This is a genomic window from Terrabacter sp. P2_E3 (assembly GCF_056403915.1).
Window position 1 is genome coordinate 233223 of record NZ_JBFUEN010000004.1, and the last position, 18069, is coordinate 251291.

Sequence of the window (18069 nt, forward strand, 5' to 3'; positions counted from 1 at the left end):
GCGTCGAGAGGCCACGTTCTGCGGGTGCGGCCGCGTCGAGGGGCCACGTTCTGCGGGTGCGGCCGCGTCGAGGGGCCACGTTCTGCGGGTGCGGCCGCGTCGAGGGGCCACGTTCTGCGGGTGCGGCCGCGTCGAGGGGCCACGTTCTGCGGGTGCGCTCGCGTCGAGGGGCCACGTTCTGCGGGTGCGGCCGCGTCGAGGGGCCACGTTCTGCGGGTGCGGCCGCGTCGAGAGGCCACGAACGGGTCAGGCGAGCCCGTCGAAGACGTCACGACGGATCGGATCGTCGGGGCGCGCAGATCGGTCGACGAACCACTCGCGGCCGAAGACGAGGTCGTAGAGGGGGCGGGGGATCCGCAGGAAGGCAGCCAGGGTGCGGTCGGCGCCGCCGTCGGCACTGGCTTGCGAGGCGTGGGCACGCATCGAGGCACGCTTGGCCGCGATGTGCCGGCGCACGCTGATCCGGTGGGTGATCTCGCTGCGCGCCGAGAAGGCGCGGTCGAAGCTCGACCGGTCGAACTCCGGCGGGAAGCGGTAGACCTTCGCCGCGAGGTCGATGGCGCGGCAGATCGTGTCGCGCGGGACCGTCGCCTCGAGCACCTTCGGGGTGCCTGCGAGCTCGGCGGCGCGCGTGCCGACGACGTGGACCTGCTTGTGGTCCGGGTGTCCGTAGCCGCCGTTGGGCTCGTAGTGGAGCAGGACGTCGACGCGCTCCTCGCGGAGGATGGCGGCGAGGCGCTGGGCCGCCTCCTCGACGTCGGCGCGGACGAAGCGCGTCGCGCCCGGCGGGTCGGGCGCCACCTCGGGGCCGAGGCCGCTGTCGGCGTAGCCGAGGTGCTCGACGCGGGCGACGCCGAGGGCCTGGGCGCTCGCGCGCAGCTCGTCCATCCGGGTGGCGGCGAGCGTCCCGTCTCCGGTGAAGTCGGTGGAGGCCAGGCCGAGCTCGCCGTCCGTCGCGACGACGACGACGACCCGGTGGCCCTCCGCGGCGGCGCGCGCCATCGTCCCCGAGGTCAGCAGGGCCTCGTCGTCGGGGTGCGCGTGGAAGGCGAGGAGCGTGTGCGGCACAGTCACCCATCTTGGCCCATGGCACAGTGTCTTCCGTGAAGGTGGCGCTCCTGTCCGACTGTTACCTGCCCCGACTGGGCGGGATCGAGGTCCAGACGCACGACCTCGCGCAGCACCTGCAGGCGGCCGGCCACGAGGTCGAGGTCTTCACGGCCACCCGCGGCGCGGAGGGTGAGATGCACGGCGCCGTCACGGTCGTCGACGGTGTGCCGGTGCACCGGCTCGCGGCCCGGATGCCGTGGGAGCTGCCGATCAACCCGTTCGCCCCGGCCGAGCTGCGCCGACGGCTCGTGGCCGGGGGTTTCGACGTGGCCCACGTGCAGACCGGTGTCGTCTCGCCCTTCGCGTGGGACTGCACCCGGGTCACCGTGGGCCTGGGACTGCCGACCGCGATGACGTGGCACTGCATGCTCGCCGGGATGGCGCCGGTCTTCGACGCGGCCCGCTTCGTGCGGCGATGGGCCGCGCGAGGGGTCGCGATGTCGGCCGTGTCCGACGTGGCCGCCGAGCCGCTGCGTCGGCTCGTCGGACCGGAGGCGACGGTGGGAGTGCTGCCGAACGGCATCGACGTGGCGCGCTGGGCCGTCGGTCCCGTCACGCGCGAGCCGGGCCCACTGCGTCTCGTGACCGCGATGCGCCTCGCAGCCCGCAAGCGTCCCGCGGCGCTCGTCGAGCTCGTCGCGGAGGCCGAGCGGGTGGCCGGTCCGGGCTCGGTGTCGCTGACGGTGCTGGGGGAGGGGCCCGACCGGCGCAAGGTCGAGGCCCTCGTGCGAGACCGTGGGCTCGACTGGGTGTCGCTGCCGGGGCGCGTGTCGCGCGACGAGCTGCGCGAGAGGTATGCCGCCGCGGACGTCTACCTGTCGCCGGCCCGTCTCGAGTCGTTCGGGATCGCAGCCCTCGAGGCGCGGACGGTGGGCCTGCCGGTCATCGGGCGATCCGGTTCCGGGGTGGGCGAGTTCGTCACCGACGGGGTGAACGGCCTCGTCGTGTCGAGTGACTCGGAGATGTCAGGTGCGATCGCCCGACTGGCCGAGGACGTCGGCGAGGTCGACCGCCTGCGACGGTGGAACGTCGCGCACCCGCCCGAGCAGGAGTGGACGCGCGTCGCGGCGCTCGCCGTGTCGGAGTACGAGCGGGCCGTCGGGCTGGTGCGGCGATGAGGACCAACGTGCCGGGCGGCCTTCGCGTCGTCGGGGTCCGGGGCGACGGCACGCGCGTGGCCGAGGCGCGCCTGGGCCACGGCGAGCACCCCGAGGTCGTGCTCGGCGCGGCCGGCTGGCTCGTCGAGGACCCGGTCTTCGCGACGGTGGTGGACGACGGGGCGCTCGAGATCGGCTACCGCGTGCGCGAGCTGGACGGCATACGCCCTCGGGCCGAGGCGGTGCGCCGGGACGCGGGGGTCGGCGACGACGAGGTGGGCGAGCCCTACCAGCGGGTCGCGGCGTACGCCGTCGTGACGAGCGGACGCGGCCTGCTGCTGACGCAGTTCAACGCCCAGACCCACGTGTCGGGGGACTGGGGGCTGCCCGGCGGTGGCCTCGACGACGGGGAGTCGCCCGTCGAGGGGGTCCACCGTGAGGTGTGGGAGGAGACGGGGCAGCGCATCGAGCTCGGCGCGCTGCTCACGGTCCAGTCGCAGCACTGGGTGGGGCGCGCGCCGTCGGGTGTGCTCGAGGACTTCCACGCGGTCCGGATCGTCTACGCCGCAACGTGTCCCGAGCCCACGGACATCGTCATCCACGACCTCGGCGGCACGACGTCCGACGCACGATGGGTGCCGTACGACCGGGTCGGCGACTACCGCCTGACGTCCTCGTGGCAGCGGCTGGCCGCCCTGCACGAGCTGGCGGGTGAGCCGGGGTCCTAGCCGGGGAGGGGCCGGCTCGCGCGACGTACGACGCTCCGTAGGATGTCGGCCATGGACCTCGTCTACAACCTCCTCGTCGCCCTCCACCTGCTCGGCATGGCCGCGGTCGTCGGAGGCTGGATCGCCGTCCGCAGCGGCCGCACCGTCATCGCCCCGATCGTCTGGGGCGCCCGCGCACAGCTCGTCACCGGCCTCGCGCTCGTCGGCATCGCCTCGGCGATCAAGGACGACGACCACACGGTCAACAACACGAAGATCGCCGTCAAGCTCGTCATCGCCCTCGTCGTGCTCGTCGCCGCCGAGATCGGCGCCGCCCGCGGCCGCAAGGGGCAGGACACCGGCAACCTGCTCGACATCGCGGGTGGCGCTGCGGTCGCCAACGTGCTCGTCGCCGCCCTCTGGTGACCAGGGCTCCGCACCCGGAGGGTCGCTGAGATGCGTTGGAGCGCAGGCGTTCTCGCTGGTCTGCTCATCGGCCTGGTCTGGCTGACGGTGGGCCTCGTGCTGGTGGTCGTCGGGCGCCGACGCGCCCGCGCGTCCCGGGTCGAGGGCGCAGGCAACATGGCCGTGATCGGCTGGTTCCTGCTCGCCGTCGGTGGCTTGACGTGGTTCGCCACCCTGCTGCTGGCCGTCGTGCCCGGTGGCGCCTGAGCGCCCGCACGGGCTCGCGGCCTCCTAGCCCACGGTGAAACGTGCGCCGAGCGCGATGACCGGTGGCACGTCGCCGGAGGTGAGGAAGTGCGACACCCGGCGCACGACGCCGGTCTCGACGTTCCACGCCATGATCCACGTCCCGCTGGGAGCGTCCGACACGTAGACGAGGTCGCCGCGCACGGTCCAGCCCAACACGGAGCAGCAGTCCGCCGCTCGCGGCTGCTCCTCGCCGAAGACGAGCATGCGGTCTCGGCCGAGGCTGTTCGTCGCGACGATGACCTGTCGAGGCCTCACGGCCTCCACGTCGCTCGGACCGCCTGCGGCGAGTCTGAACGCAGATGCGAACTGCCTTGCGTCGGAGACGGTCTCGCCCGCCGGTGTGATCCTCGGCCAGCCGACGGCTTGCGGGCGCGTGCCCACGTCGGGGGCGTGCTCGTCGAGGACGGTGCGGCCGCCCTCGACCCGGAACTCACGCGAGCCCGGCCGTCGCGGCGGCTCTGGCCCGGGCCGGCTCGGCGCGACGCCGGGCGACCACAGCCCCACGGCCGAGCCGGCCAGCAGGTGGTTGCCCCGCCAGGCCGCCCACTCGAGGGTGCGGGACGGGACGGCCACGGTGTGCACCTGGCGGGTGCCCACGTCGAAGACGACGACCTTGCCGGGCTGGGCGAAGGCGAGCGCCGTCTTGTCGCCCGAGAAGGCCCAGATGCCGAGCGGCGGGTGGATCTGCCCTGAGGCAGTGCGGACGTCCGTCAGCACGACGGTGTCGAGGGTGAGCAGCTCTCCGTCGCCGTAGAGGAGCACGGGCACCCAGCGCCCGGGTGCGCGCCGCTCGAGGTAGACGGCGTCGCCGAAGGCGCCCAGGCCGGTGGGTCGCGGTCCGCTGGCCAGGTGATGCTGCCGCCCGGGGTCGATGACGGCGGGCATCCCCCCGTCGAGGACCGGCTGGTCGGCCTCAGCGCCGGCCGTCGGGGCGACGACGTATCTCAGACCGCCGGAGGTGGTGTGCCACACGGCCTGCTGGAGCAGTGGCACCCGCGTGAGACTGACGGGCGACGGTGCCGAGGCAGCGGTGATGACGGGGTCGCGGCCGGCCAGGGTGGCGCCCCCGATGACGAGCGCGGCCGCGGCGACGGCTGTGGCGGCACGGCGCCGCGTCGTCGTCCGGTGCAGCAGCGCGTCGTGCCAGGCGCGCTCTGCCAGGTCGACCTCGCGGACACTGGCGACCGCCGCCTCCAGGGCCGCGGTGACCTCGTCGTCCGTCAGCGGACGGTGTGCCCCCGACGCGAGAGCCGCGCGCGCCCGACGCTCGGCCCGGCGCACCCTCTCGGGCGAGCATCCGAGGACCTCCGCGGTGTCGTCCACCGACCGGCCCTCGTACCAGCGCAGCACGAGAACGGCCCGTTCGCGCGGCGTGAGGTGACGCAGGGGCGGCGGCAGCTCGCTCGGGATGCGGTCGGCGTGCACGTCGCCCTCGGCCGCGGCCACGGCTGAGTGCTGCACGCGCGTCCGGACGTACGCGTCGGGGTCGCCCTGACGGACGTGGTGCCAGTGCCGGGCGAGGCTCGTGAGGGCCGAGAGGACGAGGCGCTCGGCCCGCTTCGGGTCGCCGCTGACGAGGAAGGTGGCGCGGAGCAGTCGCAGCTGCCGTGCTCGTGCCCAGGCGGCGAAGTCGGCGTCGGTCTCGCGCATACGTCCTCCTCCTCCAAGGATGGACGCACGGCGACTCCCGCGACAGGGGCCGCCCGCTGAGGCGGTGCCTCGAACCGCGGTCAGCCGCCTGCCGCGGGGTGTCAGCGGCGCTCGTGGACCAGCTCGCCCCCGACCCGGGTCTGCAGCACCACGGTGTCACGGATGTCGGCGGGCGAGGACTCCTCGAGCGCCCACAGGTCGCGGTCGACGGCGACGAGATCGGCGAGCTGGCCCGGCATGAGGCGGCCCACGTCGGTGCGACCGACCGACTCGTGGGCGGCGACCGTGAAGGCGTGCACGGCCTCGGTCAGGGTGACCCGCTCCTCGGGGCGCCAGCCGCCGAGCGGCTGTCCGTCGGCCCGTTGCCTGGTGACGGCGGCGTGCAGGCCGTAGAACGGGTTCGGGTCCTCGACCGGCGCGTCCGATCCGAACGCCACGCGCACCCCGGCGTCGAGGAAGCTGCGCCACGCGTACGACGCGAGCCGCCGCGGGCCGATGATCTCGTCGGCGAGCTCGAGGTCGGCCGTGCAGTGGCTGGGCTGCATCGAGGCCACGACGTCGAGCGCCCGGAAGCGCGGGATGTCGACGGGCAGCACGTGCTGGGCGTGCTCGATGCGCAGGAGCCGCTCCAGCCCTTCGGCCCGCACGGCCTCGAAGGTGCTGAGGACGAGCCGGTTGGCCTCGTCGCCGATGGCGTGCGTGACGACGTCGAGGCCGGCCCGGGCGGCGGTCAACGTGCGCTCCAGCAGCAGCTCGTAGGGCATCGCGGCGATGCCGCAGCCCTCGTGGCCGATGAACGGTTCGGTCATGTGGGCCGTGTGCGATCCGAGTGCGCCGTCGCTGAAGAACTTGACCGGCCCGACGCGGAAGATGTCGTCACCCTGGCCCGAGCGTCGCCCCTCGGCGATCGCGAGCTCGAGGTCGGGGTCGCGCGTGCACTTCGTGACCCGTAGCCGCAGGGCGTCGTCCGCGTGCAGCTCGGCGTAGGCGGCGCGGGCGTCCTCGCCGTCGATGTCGGTGATGCTCGTGAGGCCGACGGAGAGCAGCCAGTCCTGGCACCGCTCGAGCCACGGCCGCAGCGGCGACTCCTCGTGCGGGATGACGGCGAGCAGCTCCTGCGCGGACTCGCGCAGGATCCCGGTGGGCTCGCCCGACGCGTCGCGCACGATCTCGCCGCCGACCGGGTCGGGGGTGTCGCGCGTGATGCCGGCCCGTTGCAGCGCAAGGGAGTTGGCCCAGATCGTGTGGCCGTCGACGCTCGACAGCGCGGCCACGCGGTCGCCCGACACCGTGTCGAGTGCGTGCCGGTCGGGCTGCTCGGGGACGGCCCAGCGGTTGTGGTTCCAGCGACCGCTGTGCAGCACCTCGCCCTCGGGCAGCGTCTCGGCGTGCGCCCGCACGAGCTCGAGCGTCTCCTCGAGCGACCGGGCCTCGCGCAGGTCGACGGACGACAGGTCGCGCGCGAGCCACTCGGTGTGGATGTGGGCGTCGTGCAGACCGGGCATGACGAGTGCCCCCGGGAGGTCGACCGTGTCGGTGCCCGCACCGGCCGCCTCGACGGCGTCGCCGCCGACCGCGACGACACGGCCGTCCTCGACGAGCAGCGCCGTCGTCCAGGGGACACCGGCGTCGCCGGTCCAGATGCGGTCGTGCCGGAAGAGCGTGCGGCTCATGCGGTGGGCACCAGGATGAGCTTGCCCGTCGTGCGTCGACCCTCGAGGGCCTCGTAGGCCGCAGCCGCCTCGGTCATCGGGTAGCGCCCGCCGATGTCGATCTTCAGCGAGCCGTCGGCCACCGCGCCGAGCACCTCACCGGCCCGCCACTCGTACTCCTCGCGCTCGGCGACGTAGTGCGCCAGCGTCGGACGCGTCAGGAAGAGGGACCCGCCGCTGTTGAGGCGCTGGATGTCGAAGGGGGGCACCTGCCCGCTCGCCCCACCGAAGAGGACCATCGTCCCGCGCGGGCGCAGCGAGGCGAGCGACGCGTCGAACGTCGACTTCCCGACACCGTCGTAGGCCACGTCGACCCCGCGTCCGGCAGCGGCGCGGACCGCGGCGGCCAGGTCGTCGACGGTCGAGTAGTTGATGAGGTGCTGGGCGCCGAGCGCCTCGGCGATCTCGAGCTTCTCGTCGGATCCTGCCGTCGCGACCACGGTGCCGCCGCGGGCCGTCACCATCTGCACGAGGAGCTGCCCGACCCCACCGGCTGCGGCGTGCACGAGGGCGACGGTGCCGGGCCCGACGGCATACGTGCTCGTGACGAGGTAGTGGGCCGTGAGTCCCTGGAGCATGGTGGCGGCCGCGACCTCGAGGTCGACGCCGTCGGGGACGGGGACGAGGAGGTGGGCGGGCTTGTTGACGAGCGTGGACTCGCTTCCGGACGACTGGCACCAGGCCACCCGGTCACCGACGGCGAGGTCGGTCACGCCGGCGCCGACCGCGGTCACGGTGCCGGCGCCCTCCTCGCCTAGGACGAAGGGGGTGCGCACGGGGTAGACGCCCTGGCGCTTGTAGACGTCGATGAAGTTGACACCCGCGGCGGCCACGTCGACCTGGACCTCGCCGTCGACGGGGTCGGGGATCTCGTGGTCGCGGACCTGCAGGACGCTGCGGTCGCCGGGCTCGGAGACGAAGACGCTGGTCGCTCGGTTCATGCTCGCCACCCTACGACCGCGGCCGCCTCCTCCTCGGGCCGGTGGGCCCCGCGGACCCGGCCTCGCCGATGCGCACGAGCTGGGCCAGCTCGTCCTCGAGTGCCGCGAGGAGCGACTCGGGGTCGGGGACGACGGACTCGTCGGCCATGATCCCGATGCGGACGGCGTCGGCGTAGGTGACGATGCAGAAGCCGAGCGTGTGCCGCCCCGACCCGGGCACCCAGCCGAGCACGCCCGTCACGGGGACGCCGCCGAGGTAGCGGACCTCCCGCGGGCCGGCGACGTTCGTCGTCACGCCGATCGCCTTGTCCGCGAAGAAGTCCACGACCCGGCGCTCCAGCTCTGCCGGGAAGCGGCCGATGACGGAGATGAGCGCGAAGGTGAGCGCTGCCTCGGGCGACGCCTTGAGCCAGTCCATCCGCGCCTTCGACAGGGCGAGGCGCCCGAGGGGCGTGGCGTCGCGACTCGGGAAGCGCAGGAAGACGAGCGCGAAGCGGTTGCCGAGCTCGCGCGGGAGCGGCTCGTCGAGCGGTCGGACGTTGACCGGCACCATCGTCACGAGGTCGACCGGCTCGCGGCCACGCTCGTCCTGGTAGGTGTGCAGGGCGCCGGCGACGGCGCTCAGCAGCACGTCGTTGAGCGTCGCGCCGACGAGCCGCCCGGCCTGCTTGAGCCCGGGAAGGGGCAGCGGCTCGGTCCACACGAGGCGCTTGCGGTGCCCGGGGACGCCGCCGACGACACTCCTGGGGTTCGTCGTCAGGAGCAGGTCGGAGACGACCTGTCCGGTACGAAGGGTGAGCCCGGCGGCATCCGTCACGGCAGCGCGGGCGCCCTTGGAGCGCAGGCGATCCCAACCCGAGCGCGTGGTCGCCCGGGCGAGCCGGAGACCGGACGCGACGATGCCCCCGCCGGTGCCGCCCTCGCCGCCGGACGGGGCAGCGAGCGGCAGGGTCGCGAGGTCGGTCGTCGCCGGGGGGCCGACGAGGTCGCCGGGCCGTCCGTCGGCGTCCTCCGTGAGGCCGAGCAGCACCCGGGTCAGGGCGATGCCGTCGGCGAGCGCGTGGTGGATGCGGAAGACGAGGGCGGCGCCGGCTCCGTGGCCGTCGACGAGGTGGACCTCCCAGAGCGGGCGCGTGCGGTCGAAGGGCCGCGGGAGGTGCTCCTCGACGTAGGCCTGCAGCTCGGCGTCCGCCTCGGCCGCGGTCCCCTCGCCGGAGAGCGTCACCCGCGTCACGTGCCGGGCCAGGTCGAAGTCCGGGTCGTCCTCCCAGCGGTGCCCGGACAGCCCCTGGGGTCGCCTCGCACGCTGGCTGAAGACGGGGTACGGCTCGATGATCCGCTCGCGGACCACGTCGAGCACGCGGTCCCAGTCGGGCACCGACTCGAGGAGGACGACCGAGACGATGACCATGAGGTTGGTCGGCCGGTCCATGTTGAGCCAGAGGACGTCGGCCGACCCCATCCGACGCGGCGGGCGCGGCACCTACGGGCCCGCCAGTCGCGTCAGCGCGTCGCCGTCGAGGCGGAAGGTCGTCCAGTCGTCGAGCGAGCGGGCGCCGTGGGAGCGGTAGAAGTCGATGGAGGGGGTGTTCCAGTCGAGCACCGACCACTCGAGTCGCGTCCAGCCGCGCTCGACGCAGATGGCGGCGAGCCGGGCGAGCAGGGCCGTGCCGAGGCCGTGGCCGCGCTGCTCGGGGTCGACGAAGAGGTCCTCGAGCCAGATCCCGGCCCGGCCGGTCCACGTCGAGAAGCTCCGGAACCAGATCGCCATGGCGACGACCGTGCCCTCCCGCACCCCCACGAGGGCGTATGCCGTGGGGTCGCCCTGCGCGGGAAAGAGGGCCTCGCGGAACTGCTCGGGTGTCGCCGTCGCGGAGTCGGGCTCCTTCTCGTAGGCCGCGAGCCCCTGGACGAGGCGGATGAGGTCGGGGACGTCGTCGGCCGAGGCCTCACGGATCTGGAAGTCGCTCACGGCGCCATCCTCTCCCGACGCGCGTGGCTGTGCGTCGTGGTCGGGCGCTGTGGGTGGTTCGACGTAGGCTTGGTCGATCATGAGCACGCTCTTCGACGACCTCCCCATCCCCGGTTTCGAGCACGGTCAGGGCGCGCCCTCCGGCGGGTCCGGGCGCCCCGGGCGTGGCGCGGACGTCACCGAGCAGGGCGTCCCCACGTGGGCCGAGGCCGCCGCCCGCGGCGGCGTCGAGACCGCCCCCCAGGGGCGTGCCGACCTCGACCCGACGGTGCTGCTCGCGGGCCTCAACCCGCAGCAGCGCGAGGCCGTCGTCCACGAGGGCACGCCGCTGCTCATCGTCGCGGGCGCCGGCTCGGGCAAGACCCGTGTGCTCACCCACCGCATCGCGTGGCTGCTCGGCGAGCGTGGCGCCCAGCCGGGGCAGATCCTCGCCATCACCTTCACCAACAAGGCCGCGGCCGAGATGCGCGAGCGGGTCGCCGCACTCGTCGGCCCGCGTGCCCGTGCCATGTGGGTCATGACCTTCCACTCGGCCTGCGTGCGCATCCTGCGCCGCGAGGCCGCCAAGGTCGGGATGAAGTCGACCTTCTCGATCTACGACGCCGCCGACAGCCAGCGCCTCATGAGCCTCGTGCTGCGCGACCTCGACCTCGACCCGAAGCGCTACCCGCCGCGCGGCTTCTCGGCGCAGGTCAGCAACCTCAAGAACGACCTCATCGACGAGGAGACCTACGCCTCCCAGGTCACCGAGGGCAACCACTACGAGCGCACCGTCTCCGACGCATACACCCAGTACCAACGCCGGCTGCGCCAGGCCAACGCCCTCGACTTCGACGACATCATCATGATGACCGTCAACGTGCTCCAGGCCTTCCCCGACGTCGCCGAGTACTACCGCCGCCGCTTCCGTCACGTGCTCGTCGACGAGTACCAGGACACCAACCAGGCGCAGTACCAGCTCATCAAGGAGCTCGTCGGCGAGGTCAAGGGACCCGAGGGCGCGTATGCGGTGCCGCCCGCCGAGCTGTGCGTCGTCGGCGACTCCGACCAGTCGATCTACGCCTTCCGCGGCGCGACGATCCGCAACATCCTCGAGTTCGAGAACGACTACCCCGACGCCCGCACCATCCTGCTCGAGCAGAACTACCGCTCGACCCAGCGCATCCTGCGGGCCGCCAACTCCGTCATCGCGCGCAACGAGGGGCGCCGCGCCAAGAACCTCTGGACCGACTCCGGCGACGGCGCGATGATCACCGGCTACGTCGGTGACAACGAGCACGACGAGGCCGCCTTCGTGGCCAAGGAGATCGACGACCTCGCCGACCAGGGCGTCAAGCCCGGCGACGTCGCCGTCTTCTACCGCACCAACGCGCAGAGCCGCGCCATCGAGGAGGTGCTCGTGCGGGTCGGCCTGCCCTACAAGGTGGTCGGCGGCACGCGCTTCTACGAGCGACGCGAGGTCAAGGACGCCCTGGCCTACCTCCGGGTCGTCTCCAACCCCACCGACACCGTCAACCTGCGCCGCATCCTCAACACCCCCAAGCGTGGCATCGGCGACCGTGCCGAGGCGTGCGTCGCCGCCCTCGCCGAGCGCGAGCGCATCCCGTTCGTCGCGGCGCTCGGGCGGGCCGAGGACGCGCCGGGCATCGCGACGCGCTCGGTCGCGGCGATCCAGGGCTTCACGGCGCTGCTCGAGAAGCTCCGCACCTCCTACGAGGCCGACGACAGCATCGCGGCACTGCTCGAGATGACGCTCGAGGAGAGCGGCTACCTCGCCGAGCTGCGCGCGAGCCACGACCCACAGGACGAGACCCGCGTCGAGAACCTCGCCGAGCTCGTCGCCGTCGCGCAGGAGTACGACGACCGCCGTGCCACCGAGCTCGAGGAGTCGGGTGGTGAGCTGCAGCCCGGTGTCGAGCCCGAGGACGTCGGTCCCGCAGGCGCGCTCGAGGAGTTCCTCGAGCAGGTCTCGCTCGTCGCCGACGCCGACGAGATCCCCGACGAGCCGGAGGCCAAGGCGCAGGGCGTCGTCACGCTCATGACGCTGCACACCGCCAAGGGCCTCGAGTTCCCCGTCGTCTTCCTCACCGGGATGGAGGACGGCACGTTCCCGCACATGCGCGCGCTCGGCGACCCCAAGGAGCTCGAGGAGGAGCGCCGACTCGCCTACGTCGGCATCACGCGCGCCCGTGAGCGGCTCTACCTCTCGCGCGCGGCCGTCCGGTCCGCCTGGGGTGCGCCGCAGTACAACCCGCCGTCGCGCTTCCTCGACGAGATCCCGGGTGACCTGCTCGACTGGCAGCGCCTGGGCCCGTCGTTCAGCGGGGCGCGCGGCTCCGACCGTCCGGCCGTGGCGACGCTCGCGGCCCGGCCGGGCGTCCGCAGCGCCGGCAAGCGTCCGGTCATCGCGCTCCAGTCGGGCGACCGCGTCAGCCACGACTCCTTCGGCCTCGGCACCGTCGTGCGCGTCGAGGGCGACGGCGACAAGTCGATGGCGCACGTCGACTTCGGCGCCGACACCGGCACGAAGCGCCTGCTCCTGCGCTACGCCCCGCTCGTCAAGCTCTGAACCGCGGTCCGGGGCAGGCCGGACCTGTCGTCACAGCCGATGGCGTATGCCGTGTGGCGCAGCCCCGGCGTCAGCCGGGCTCCGTTGTGGCACAACGGCATACGGCATACGGCAGGCGACTGGAGGTCGCGGCCCCGACGGGGCGGCGAACGCGACGAGGCCCGTCCCGGAAGGGGACGGGCCTCGTGTCACTGAAGGGCCTCGGTCAGAGGTAGACGCCGTGCTTGGCGAGCCAGGTGCGAGGTGCGACGGCCGAACCGTCGTCGGGGTGGATCTCGAGGTGCACGTGCGGGCCGGTCGAGTTGCCGGTGCTGCCGCTGTAGGCGACGCGCTGGCCGGGGGAGACCTCGTCGCCGACGGAGACCAGCAGGCGGCTGTTGTGGGCCATCCACGAGACGGTGCCGTCCCAGTAGCGGATCTTGACCATGTTGCCGTAGCCCTCGGTGGACCAGCCGGCGAAGACGACGGTGCCGCTCGAGAGGGCCCGGACCGTGCTGCCCGTCGGGCATGCGAGGTCCTGGGCGGGGTGCATCTTGCCCCAGCGGAAGCCGAAGCCGGAGGTGAGGGTGTAGCCGGCGACGGGGGAGACCCAGCGGTGGGCCATCGCGATCGCACGCTCGCGGGCTGCGGCCTTGACCTTGGCGGCGGCGTCGGCCTTCGCCTTCTCCGCGGCGGCCTTGGCGGTCGCGGCCCTGTCTGCAGCGGTCTGGGCGTCCGTGGCGGTCTGCGCGGCAGTGGCCGTGGCACTGACGATGAGCGTCTTGGCGTCGCGGGCCAGGTCACGCGAGGAGCGGGCGCCGGACCGGCTCGCGGCAGCAGCGGCGACGACGTCGGGGTCCGCGGTGAGACCGAGACCTGCGACCGAGTTGGAGACGTTCTTCATGGCAGCCGCTTCGGGGCTCAGCTCGCTCGCACCGGCGTCGCGGATGACGAGGCCACCGGCGACGGTCGAGGAGAGCAGAGCGACGGGGACGACGAACTGTCGACCCCGCGAAGGCTTGGCTGCCGGCCTGTGCCGGCCGGAGTAACTGGTTTTGGGCACGAAAGAGATACCTATCGGTCACAGATTGCGAGCCGCCAGCCTAACGTGACCATTTCGTTATCCAAAATCACGCCACGTTTCTGGACGTCCCGGCGTCGCGGTGGAGGGACGCGACTGCGCATGACACTAGGGCATGCCGGGGCCCCGGTGCGGGATGTACACAGGAGGATCTGCACGAATTCGCAGCCTCTCGTGACAGGGGTCGACCTGGTCAGCGCGCGGGCACCACACGACCCGCGGTGCCACCCCGGCGGGTCGTCGACGTGCTGGTGCGTCGGCTCCCGAGGGAGCTGACCCCGGGGGTGACGGTCGCTCCCGAGGTGTCCAGGTGGGCGAGGGCCGTGGAGATCCCGTGCACGACGCTGCTCGTGATCGGCAGGCTCATGTGGCCGACGCCGTGCAGGGCGATGTTGTGGACCGTGAGGTCGTCGTGGTGCAGGGCGGCGTTGCGCTGGGGCACGACGACCTGGTCGAGGTCGGACCAGTAGACGAGGAACCGGGTCTGGCACTCCTTGACCGGGGCGGCGAGCTCATCCATGAGGGCGCTACCCGGGCGCAGCTGACGGGTCAGCCCGTTGTTCCACGTGTAGGCGAGGTAGCTGCCCTGGTGCGGGGTGCCGAGGGTGACGAGCGTGTGCACGTGCTGGTCGCCGCCGAGCCGGGTCACGTAGTAGCGCGCGATGAGCCCGCCCATCGAGTGGCCGATGACGTGGATCCGCTCGTAGCCGGTCTCCTCGACGATGCGCTCGACCTCGGCGCCCAAGGCAGCGGCCGCAGCACGGACGTCGCCGGTGAAGATGGAGTAGTTGATCGTCTCGATGCGCCCGAAGCCGCGACGCACGAGGCCGCGCCGCAGGACGGTGAAGATCGAGCGGTTGTCGACCATGCCGTGCACGAGGAGGATCGGCGTCTCGGCGGCCTCGACGTTCTGGATCGCGAGTCCCCGCTGGCTCGGTGGCAGGTGACCGAGACGGTAGCCCTGGCGCCGGTCGCTGGCGCGCGAGCCGAGCAGCCCGAGCGGGTAGAGCCCGAGGTGCAGCCCCATCCACGTCGCCTCGAGAGCCGCGCCCGCGATCCCGGTGGGGGTCAGGAGCGCACTGGCGAGCTCCCCGACGGTCGCCACGAAGCCCCGAGGGCCCGCTGCGCCACCCTTCGGGGTGCCGGCCTGTCGCGGCGTCATCGCCGCCCGTGCTGCCACTGCCACGTCCCGAACGTACCCCGACCGGTGGGCGATGCATCACTATTGCGCGTCGCGTCTCGCGGGGCTGGCTAGAGTGCCCGGCATGAGCGAGTCCCTGGGCGCCGACGCCGTGACCGACGACGAGACCGCGAGCGCGACCGGAGCGGGTGCGGCGTCGACCGACGTCATCCGCGTGGTCGTGGCCAAGCCGGGTCTGGACGGGCACGACCGGGGCGCCAAGGTCGTGGCCCGGGCGCTGCGCGACGCCGGCATGGAGGTCATCTACACCGGCCTGCATCAGACCCCCGAGCAGATCGTCGAGGCGGCCATCCAGGAGGACGCCGACGTCGTCGGGCTCTCCGTCCTCTCGGGCGCGCACATGACCCTCTTCGCGCGCGTCGTCGAGCTCCTCGCCGAGCGCGACGCGAGCGACATCGTCGTCTTCGGCGGCGGCATCATCCCCGCGGACGACATCTCCGAGCTCGAGAAGCTCGGGGTGGCCAAGGTGTTCACGCCGGGCGCGACGACGATGGAGATCGTCGGCTGGGTCCGCGACCACGTCCACGCCGCCTGACCAGCCCTGACGAGCCCCGACCAGCCCCCGCCAGGTCACCCTCGCCCGCCCACGTTTCGCGCGCTCCACGCCTGAGCGCGCGAAGCCAGCGCGGAGCGCGGGAGGTTCTGGGCGCGCGGTGCGTACTTCGCGCGCCCAGGCCGCGCCGGACCCGGCTGTCCACACCCTTCGCGCACCGAGCCGCACCGTCCACAGCTGCCCGGCCGGACCGGCGCGCCACCATCCATGGCCGAGATCCTGCTCGGGTGAACCTCGAGCTCATTGCCAGACACGGAGTCTTCAGCGCGCGAGACGCCCTGCGCGCCGGTGTCGACGGGCGGGCGCTGGCCCTGCTGTGCCATCGCTACGTCTGCACGAGGCTGACCCACGGGTGGTATGCCGTGGGCGTCCCCGCGGACGAGCGTGACCGTCACCGGCTCTGTACCATCGCGCTCTCCCGAGCCTATGAAGGAGCGGCCGTGGTCAGTCACTCCTCGGCACTCGTCCTGCTCGGGCTGCCACTGCACGGCGTGGACCTCGGCGTCGTGCACCTGACCCGCGTCCGGCCGCTCGACGCCGAGGCGCCCCAGCCCTGGAGCGGGCAGTCCCGCCGTCGCCCCGGGCTCCTGCTCCACCGCGAGCAGGAGGGAGTCGCTTGGGTCGGCGCGCCATCCGCGGGTGGCCACACTCACCCGGCCCCGCTCGCTCCGGTCGGGCACGCCGCCGTCGGCGCCGGACTCGTCGGCGAGCCGACGGCAGCCCTCGTGGCCGCCGACGCCGCTCTTGCTCGAGGGCTGTTGACAGCCGAGTCGTTGCCCGTGGCCATCGCCGACTTCGAGGGCCACCGCGGCGTGGGTCCGGTGCGTGCCGCGCTCCGGTGTGCGGACGGCCGGCACGAGTCCCCGGGCGAGTCGCTGACGGCATACGTCCTGCGCGGGCTCGGCCACGACGTCGAGCCGCAGTTCGAGGTCGTGGCGGAGGGCAGGACCTACCGCGCCGACTTCCGCATCACGGGCACCCGCGTCCTCGTCGAGTTCGACGGCAGGGTGAAGTACGCCTCGGGTGACGGCGCGGTCCTCTTCGACGAGAAGCGTCGTGAGGACGCGCTGCGCCGCTGCGGTTGGGTGGTCGTCCGGCTCACGTGGTCCGAACTCGCCAGACCGGAGATGGTCCACGGCCGCGTGCTCGAGGCCCTCCGCCTGGCCGCTCTCGCCGCCTGAGACCGCACACCGCCGGCGCCGCCACCAGCACGCAGAGCTCGGCCCCGGGCATACGCCCGGATCGCGCGCTCCTGGCGTGAGCGCGCGATCCGGTGAAGGGGCGCGCGAAAGGACCCGCGCACCTGCGTGTCTCGCGCGTTCGTGCGCTGAGCGCGCGAAACGGAGGGCCGGGGCGGGGTGAGACGTCGGTGTGATCTTCGTCCGGTCGGGCGCACCCGATGGGGTCGCCACACGTCACAGCCACTAGAGTCCGAGGGACAGCCTGATTCGGTTGCGCCTCGGCGCAGGGCCCGTCCGAGCGCGAGAGCGTGAGCACGTGGGCCCCGGGACGCCGCAGCGACGCGATCGACGACGATTCGAATCGACGACGAGGACGGACCCCACCCGTGGATCTCTTCGAGTACCAAGCCCGCGACATGTTCGAGAAGCACGGGGTGCCCGTGCTGGCCGGCGCCATCGCCACCACCCCTGAGCAGGCCCGAGCGGCCGCTGAGCAGATCGGACCGAAGTCGGGCGGTGTCACCGTCGTCAAGGCGCAGGTGAAGACCGGCGGCCGCGGCAAGGCCGGTGGCGTCAAGGTCACGAAGAGCCCCGACGAGGCGCAGGCCGCTGCCGAGGCCATCCTCGGGATGGACATCAAGGGCCACACCGTGGGCACCGTGATGATCGCCCAGGGCGCCCGCATCGCGGAGGAGTACTACTTCTCGGTGCTGCTCGACCGTGCCAACCGCACCTACCTCGCCATGTGCTCCAAGGAGGGCGGCATGGAGATCGAGCAGCTCGCCGTCGAGCGCCCCGAGGCCCTGGCTCGCGTCGCCGTCGACCCCAACACGGGCATCGACGCCGCGAAGGCGCAGGAGATCGTCGACGCCGCCGGCTTCGACGAGGGCGACAAGGCCGCCATCGCCGACGTCATCCAGAAGCTGTGGACCGTCTACCGCGAGGAGGACGCCACGCTCGTCGAGGTCAACCCCCTCGTCAAGACCGAGGACGGCCAGATCGTCGCCCTCGACGGCAAGGTGACGCTCGACGAGAACGCCGGCTTCCGCCACGCCGACCACGAGGCGCTCGAGGACACCGCCCACGCGGACCCGCTCGAGGCAGCGGCCAAGGAGAAGGACCTCAACTACGTCAAGCTCGACGGCTCCGTCGGCATCATCGGCAACGGCGCGGGGCTCGTCATGAGCACCCTCGACGTCGTCGCCTACGCCGGTGAGGAGTTCGGCGGCCAGAAGCCGGCCAACTTCCTCGACATCGGTGGTGGCGCCAGCGCCGAGGTCATGGCCAACGGCCTGCACATCATCCTCTCGGACCCCCAGGTCAAGAGCGTGTTCGTCAACGTCTTCGGCGGCATCACCTCCTGCGACGCCGTGGCCAACGGCATCGTCGGAGCGCTCGACGCGCTCGGTGACGAGGAGGACCGCCCGCTCGTCGTGCGCCTCGACGGCAACAACGTCGAGGAGGGTCGCCGCATCCTCCAGGAGCGCAACCACCCGCTCGTGACGATCGAGCCGACGATGGACGGCGCCGCGCGCCGCGCCGCAGAGCTCGCCTCCCGGCCCGCCGCCAACTGACCCCCTCGCCACAGAAGAGAGAACGAGC

At 72.8% G+C, this 18069-nt stretch carries 16 protein-coding genes; 8 read left to right on the forward strand and 8 right to left on the reverse strand.

Annotation, left to right across the window (positions count from 1 at the left end):
• Window positions 1–246: 246 nt before the first annotated feature.
• Window positions 247–1068, reverse strand: coding sequence for a PIG-L deacetylase family protein (locus AC1DW8_RS07100; RefSeq protein WP_056778303.1), 822 nt, complete (start codon window positions 1066–1068; stop codon window positions 247–249).
• Between the two features lie 35 nt (window positions 1069–1103).
• Here AC1DW8_RS07100 and AC1DW8_RS07105 point away from each other — a divergent pair, with 35 nt between their 5' ends.
• The 4 genes from AC1DW8_RS07105 to AC1DW8_RS07120 are packed head-to-tail and all read left to right on the forward strand — an operon-like array spanning window position 1104 to window position 3586.
• A complete protein-coding gene (locus tag AC1DW8_RS07105) occupies window positions 1104–2228 on the forward strand; it encodes a glycosyltransferase (protein WP_478092865.1) in 1125 nt (374 codons plus the stop codon).
• Window positions 2225–2935: an NUDIX hydrolase gene (locus tag AC1DW8_RS07110; RefSeq protein WP_478092869.1), complete on the forward strand. Its 711-nt coding sequence runs from the start codon at window positions 2225–2227 to the stop codon at window positions 2933–2935. Before AC1DW8_RS07105 ends, AC1DW8_RS07110 begins: the two co-directional genes overlap by 4 nt.
• A gap of 51 nt (window positions 2936–2986) precedes the next feature.
• Window positions 2987–3340, forward strand: coding sequence for a hypothetical protein (locus AC1DW8_RS07115; RefSeq protein WP_056778312.1), 354 nt, complete (start codon window positions 2987–2989; stop codon window positions 3338–3340).
• Window positions 3341–3370: 30 nt separating this feature from the next.
• Window positions 3371–3586: a hypothetical protein gene (locus tag AC1DW8_RS07120; protein WP_478092871.1), complete on the forward strand. Its 216-nt coding sequence runs from the start codon at window positions 3371–3373 to the stop codon at window positions 3584–3586.
• 24 nt (window positions 3587–3610) lie between these two features.
• On the opposite strand, the gene AC1DW8_RS07125 is transcribed toward AC1DW8_RS07120, so the two are convergent.
• From AC1DW8_RS07125 to AC1DW8_RS07145, 5 genes are all read right to left on the reverse strand, one after another.
• Window positions 3611–5278 (reverse strand): sigma factor-like helix-turn-helix DNA-binding protein, encoded by a 1668-nt coding sequence (locus AC1DW8_RS07125; protein WP_478092874.1) that lies wholly within the window; start codon window positions 5276–5278, stop codon window positions 3611–3613.
• Window positions 5279–5379: 101 nt separating this feature from the next.
• Entirely contained in the window at window positions 5380–6951 is a 1572-nt protein-coding gene (locus tag AC1DW8_RS07130; protein ID WP_478092876.1) for an amidohydrolase, read from the reverse strand.
• The gene (locus tag AC1DW8_RS07135) at window positions 6948–7931 is read right to left on the reverse strand and encodes a quinone oxidoreductase family protein (protein WP_478092878.1); all 984 of its coding nucleotides are present in this window, start codon (window positions 7929–7931) and stop codon (window positions 6948–6950) included. Before AC1DW8_RS07135 ends, AC1DW8_RS07130 begins: the two co-directional genes overlap by 4 nt.
• A 10-nt stretch (window positions 7932–7941) precedes the next feature.
• A complete protein-coding gene (locus tag AC1DW8_RS07140) occupies window positions 7942–9414 on the reverse strand; it encodes a wax ester/triacylglycerol synthase family O-acyltransferase (RefSeq protein WP_478092880.1) in 1473 nt (490 codons plus the stop codon).
• Window positions 9415–9903, reverse strand: a complete 489-nt coding sequence (locus tag AC1DW8_RS07145; protein WP_056778695.1) for a GNAT family N-acetyltransferase — start codon at window positions 9901–9903, stop codon at window positions 9415–9417.
• Window positions 9904–9982: 79 nt separating this feature from the next.
• Here AC1DW8_RS07145 and pcrA point away from each other — a divergent pair, with 79 nt between their 5' ends.
• Complete coding sequence (gene pcrA, locus AC1DW8_RS07150) at window positions 9983–12472, forward strand: DNA helicase PcrA (RefSeq protein ID WP_056778326.1); 2490 nt, start codon at window positions 9983–9985, stop codon at window positions 12470–12472.
• A gap of 205 nt (window positions 12473–12677) precedes the next feature.
• Here pcrA and AC1DW8_RS07155 read toward each other — a convergent pair whose 3' ends face one another.
• Window positions 12678–13514, reverse strand: a complete 837-nt coding sequence (locus AC1DW8_RS07155) for a M23 family metallopeptidase (RefSeq protein WP_056778328.1) — start codon at window positions 13512–13514, stop codon at window positions 12678–12680.
• A 211-nt stretch (window positions 13515–13725) separates the two neighbouring features.
• Window positions 13726–14718: an esterase/lipase family protein gene (locus AC1DW8_RS07160; protein WP_478092885.1), complete on the reverse strand. Its 993-nt coding sequence runs from the start codon at window positions 14716–14718 to the stop codon at window positions 13726–13728.
• 79 nt (window positions 14719–14797) lie between these two features.
• Between AC1DW8_RS07160 and AC1DW8_RS07165 the strand changes: the two genes are divergently transcribed.
• The 3 genes from AC1DW8_RS07165 to sucC all read left to right on the forward strand — a co-directional run bounded on the left by AC1DW8_RS07165 (window position 14798) and on the right by sucC (window position 18041).
• Entirely contained in the window at window positions 14798–15268 is a 471-nt protein-coding gene (locus tag AC1DW8_RS07165) for a cobalamin B12-binding domain-containing protein (RefSeq protein ID WP_235509639.1), read from the forward strand.
• Between the two features lie 458 nt (window positions 15269–15726).
• Window positions 15727–16467, forward strand: a complete 741-nt coding sequence (locus tag AC1DW8_RS07170) for a DUF559 domain-containing protein (RefSeq protein WP_156415630.1) — start codon at window positions 15727–15729, stop codon at window positions 16465–16467.
• Window positions 16468–16853: 386 nt separating this feature from the next.
• A complete protein-coding gene (gene sucC, locus AC1DW8_RS07175) occupies window positions 16854–18041 on the forward strand; it encodes an ADP-forming succinate--CoA ligase subunit beta (RefSeq protein WP_056826801.1) in 1188 nt (395 codons plus the stop codon).
• The last annotated feature ends 28 nt before the right edge of the window (window positions 18042–18069 follow it).

What these genes read in the sequence shown, in the direction of transcription:
- AC1DW8_RS07125 (WP_478092874.1), bottom strand. Translation starts at nt 5,278, where the DNA reads ATGCGCGAGACCGACGCCGACTTCGCCGCCTGGGCACGAGCACGGCAG.
- AC1DW8_RS07135 (WP_478092878.1), bottom strand. Translation starts at nt 7,931, where the DNA reads ATGAACCGAGCGACCAGCGTCTTCGTCTCCGAGCCCGGCGACCGCAGC.
- AC1DW8_RS07115 (WP_056778312.1), top strand. Translation starts at nt 2,987, where the DNA reads ATGGACCTCGTCTACAACCTCCTCGTCGCCCTCCACCTGCTCGGCATG.
- AC1DW8_RS07165 (WP_235509639.1), top strand. Translation starts at nt 14,798, where the DNA reads ATGAGCGAGTCCCTGGGCGCCGACGCCGTGACCGACGACGAGACCGCG.
- AC1DW8_RS07130 (WP_478092876.1), bottom strand. Translation starts at nt 6,951, where the DNA reads ATGAGCCGCACGCTCTTCCGGCACGACCGCATCTGGACCGGCGACGCC.
- pcrA (WP_056778326.1), top strand. Translation starts at nt 9,983, where the DNA reads ATGAGCACGCTCTTCGACGACCTCCCCATCCCCGGTTTCGAGCACGGT.
- AC1DW8_RS07120 (WP_478092871.1), top strand. Translation starts at nt 3,371, where the DNA reads ATGCGTTGGAGCGCAGGCGTTCTCGCTGGTCTGCTCATCGGCCTGGTC.
- AC1DW8_RS07110 (WP_478092869.1), top strand. Translation starts at nt 2,225, where the DNA reads ATGAGGACCAACGTGCCGGGCGGCCTTCGCGTCGTCGGGGTCCGGGGC.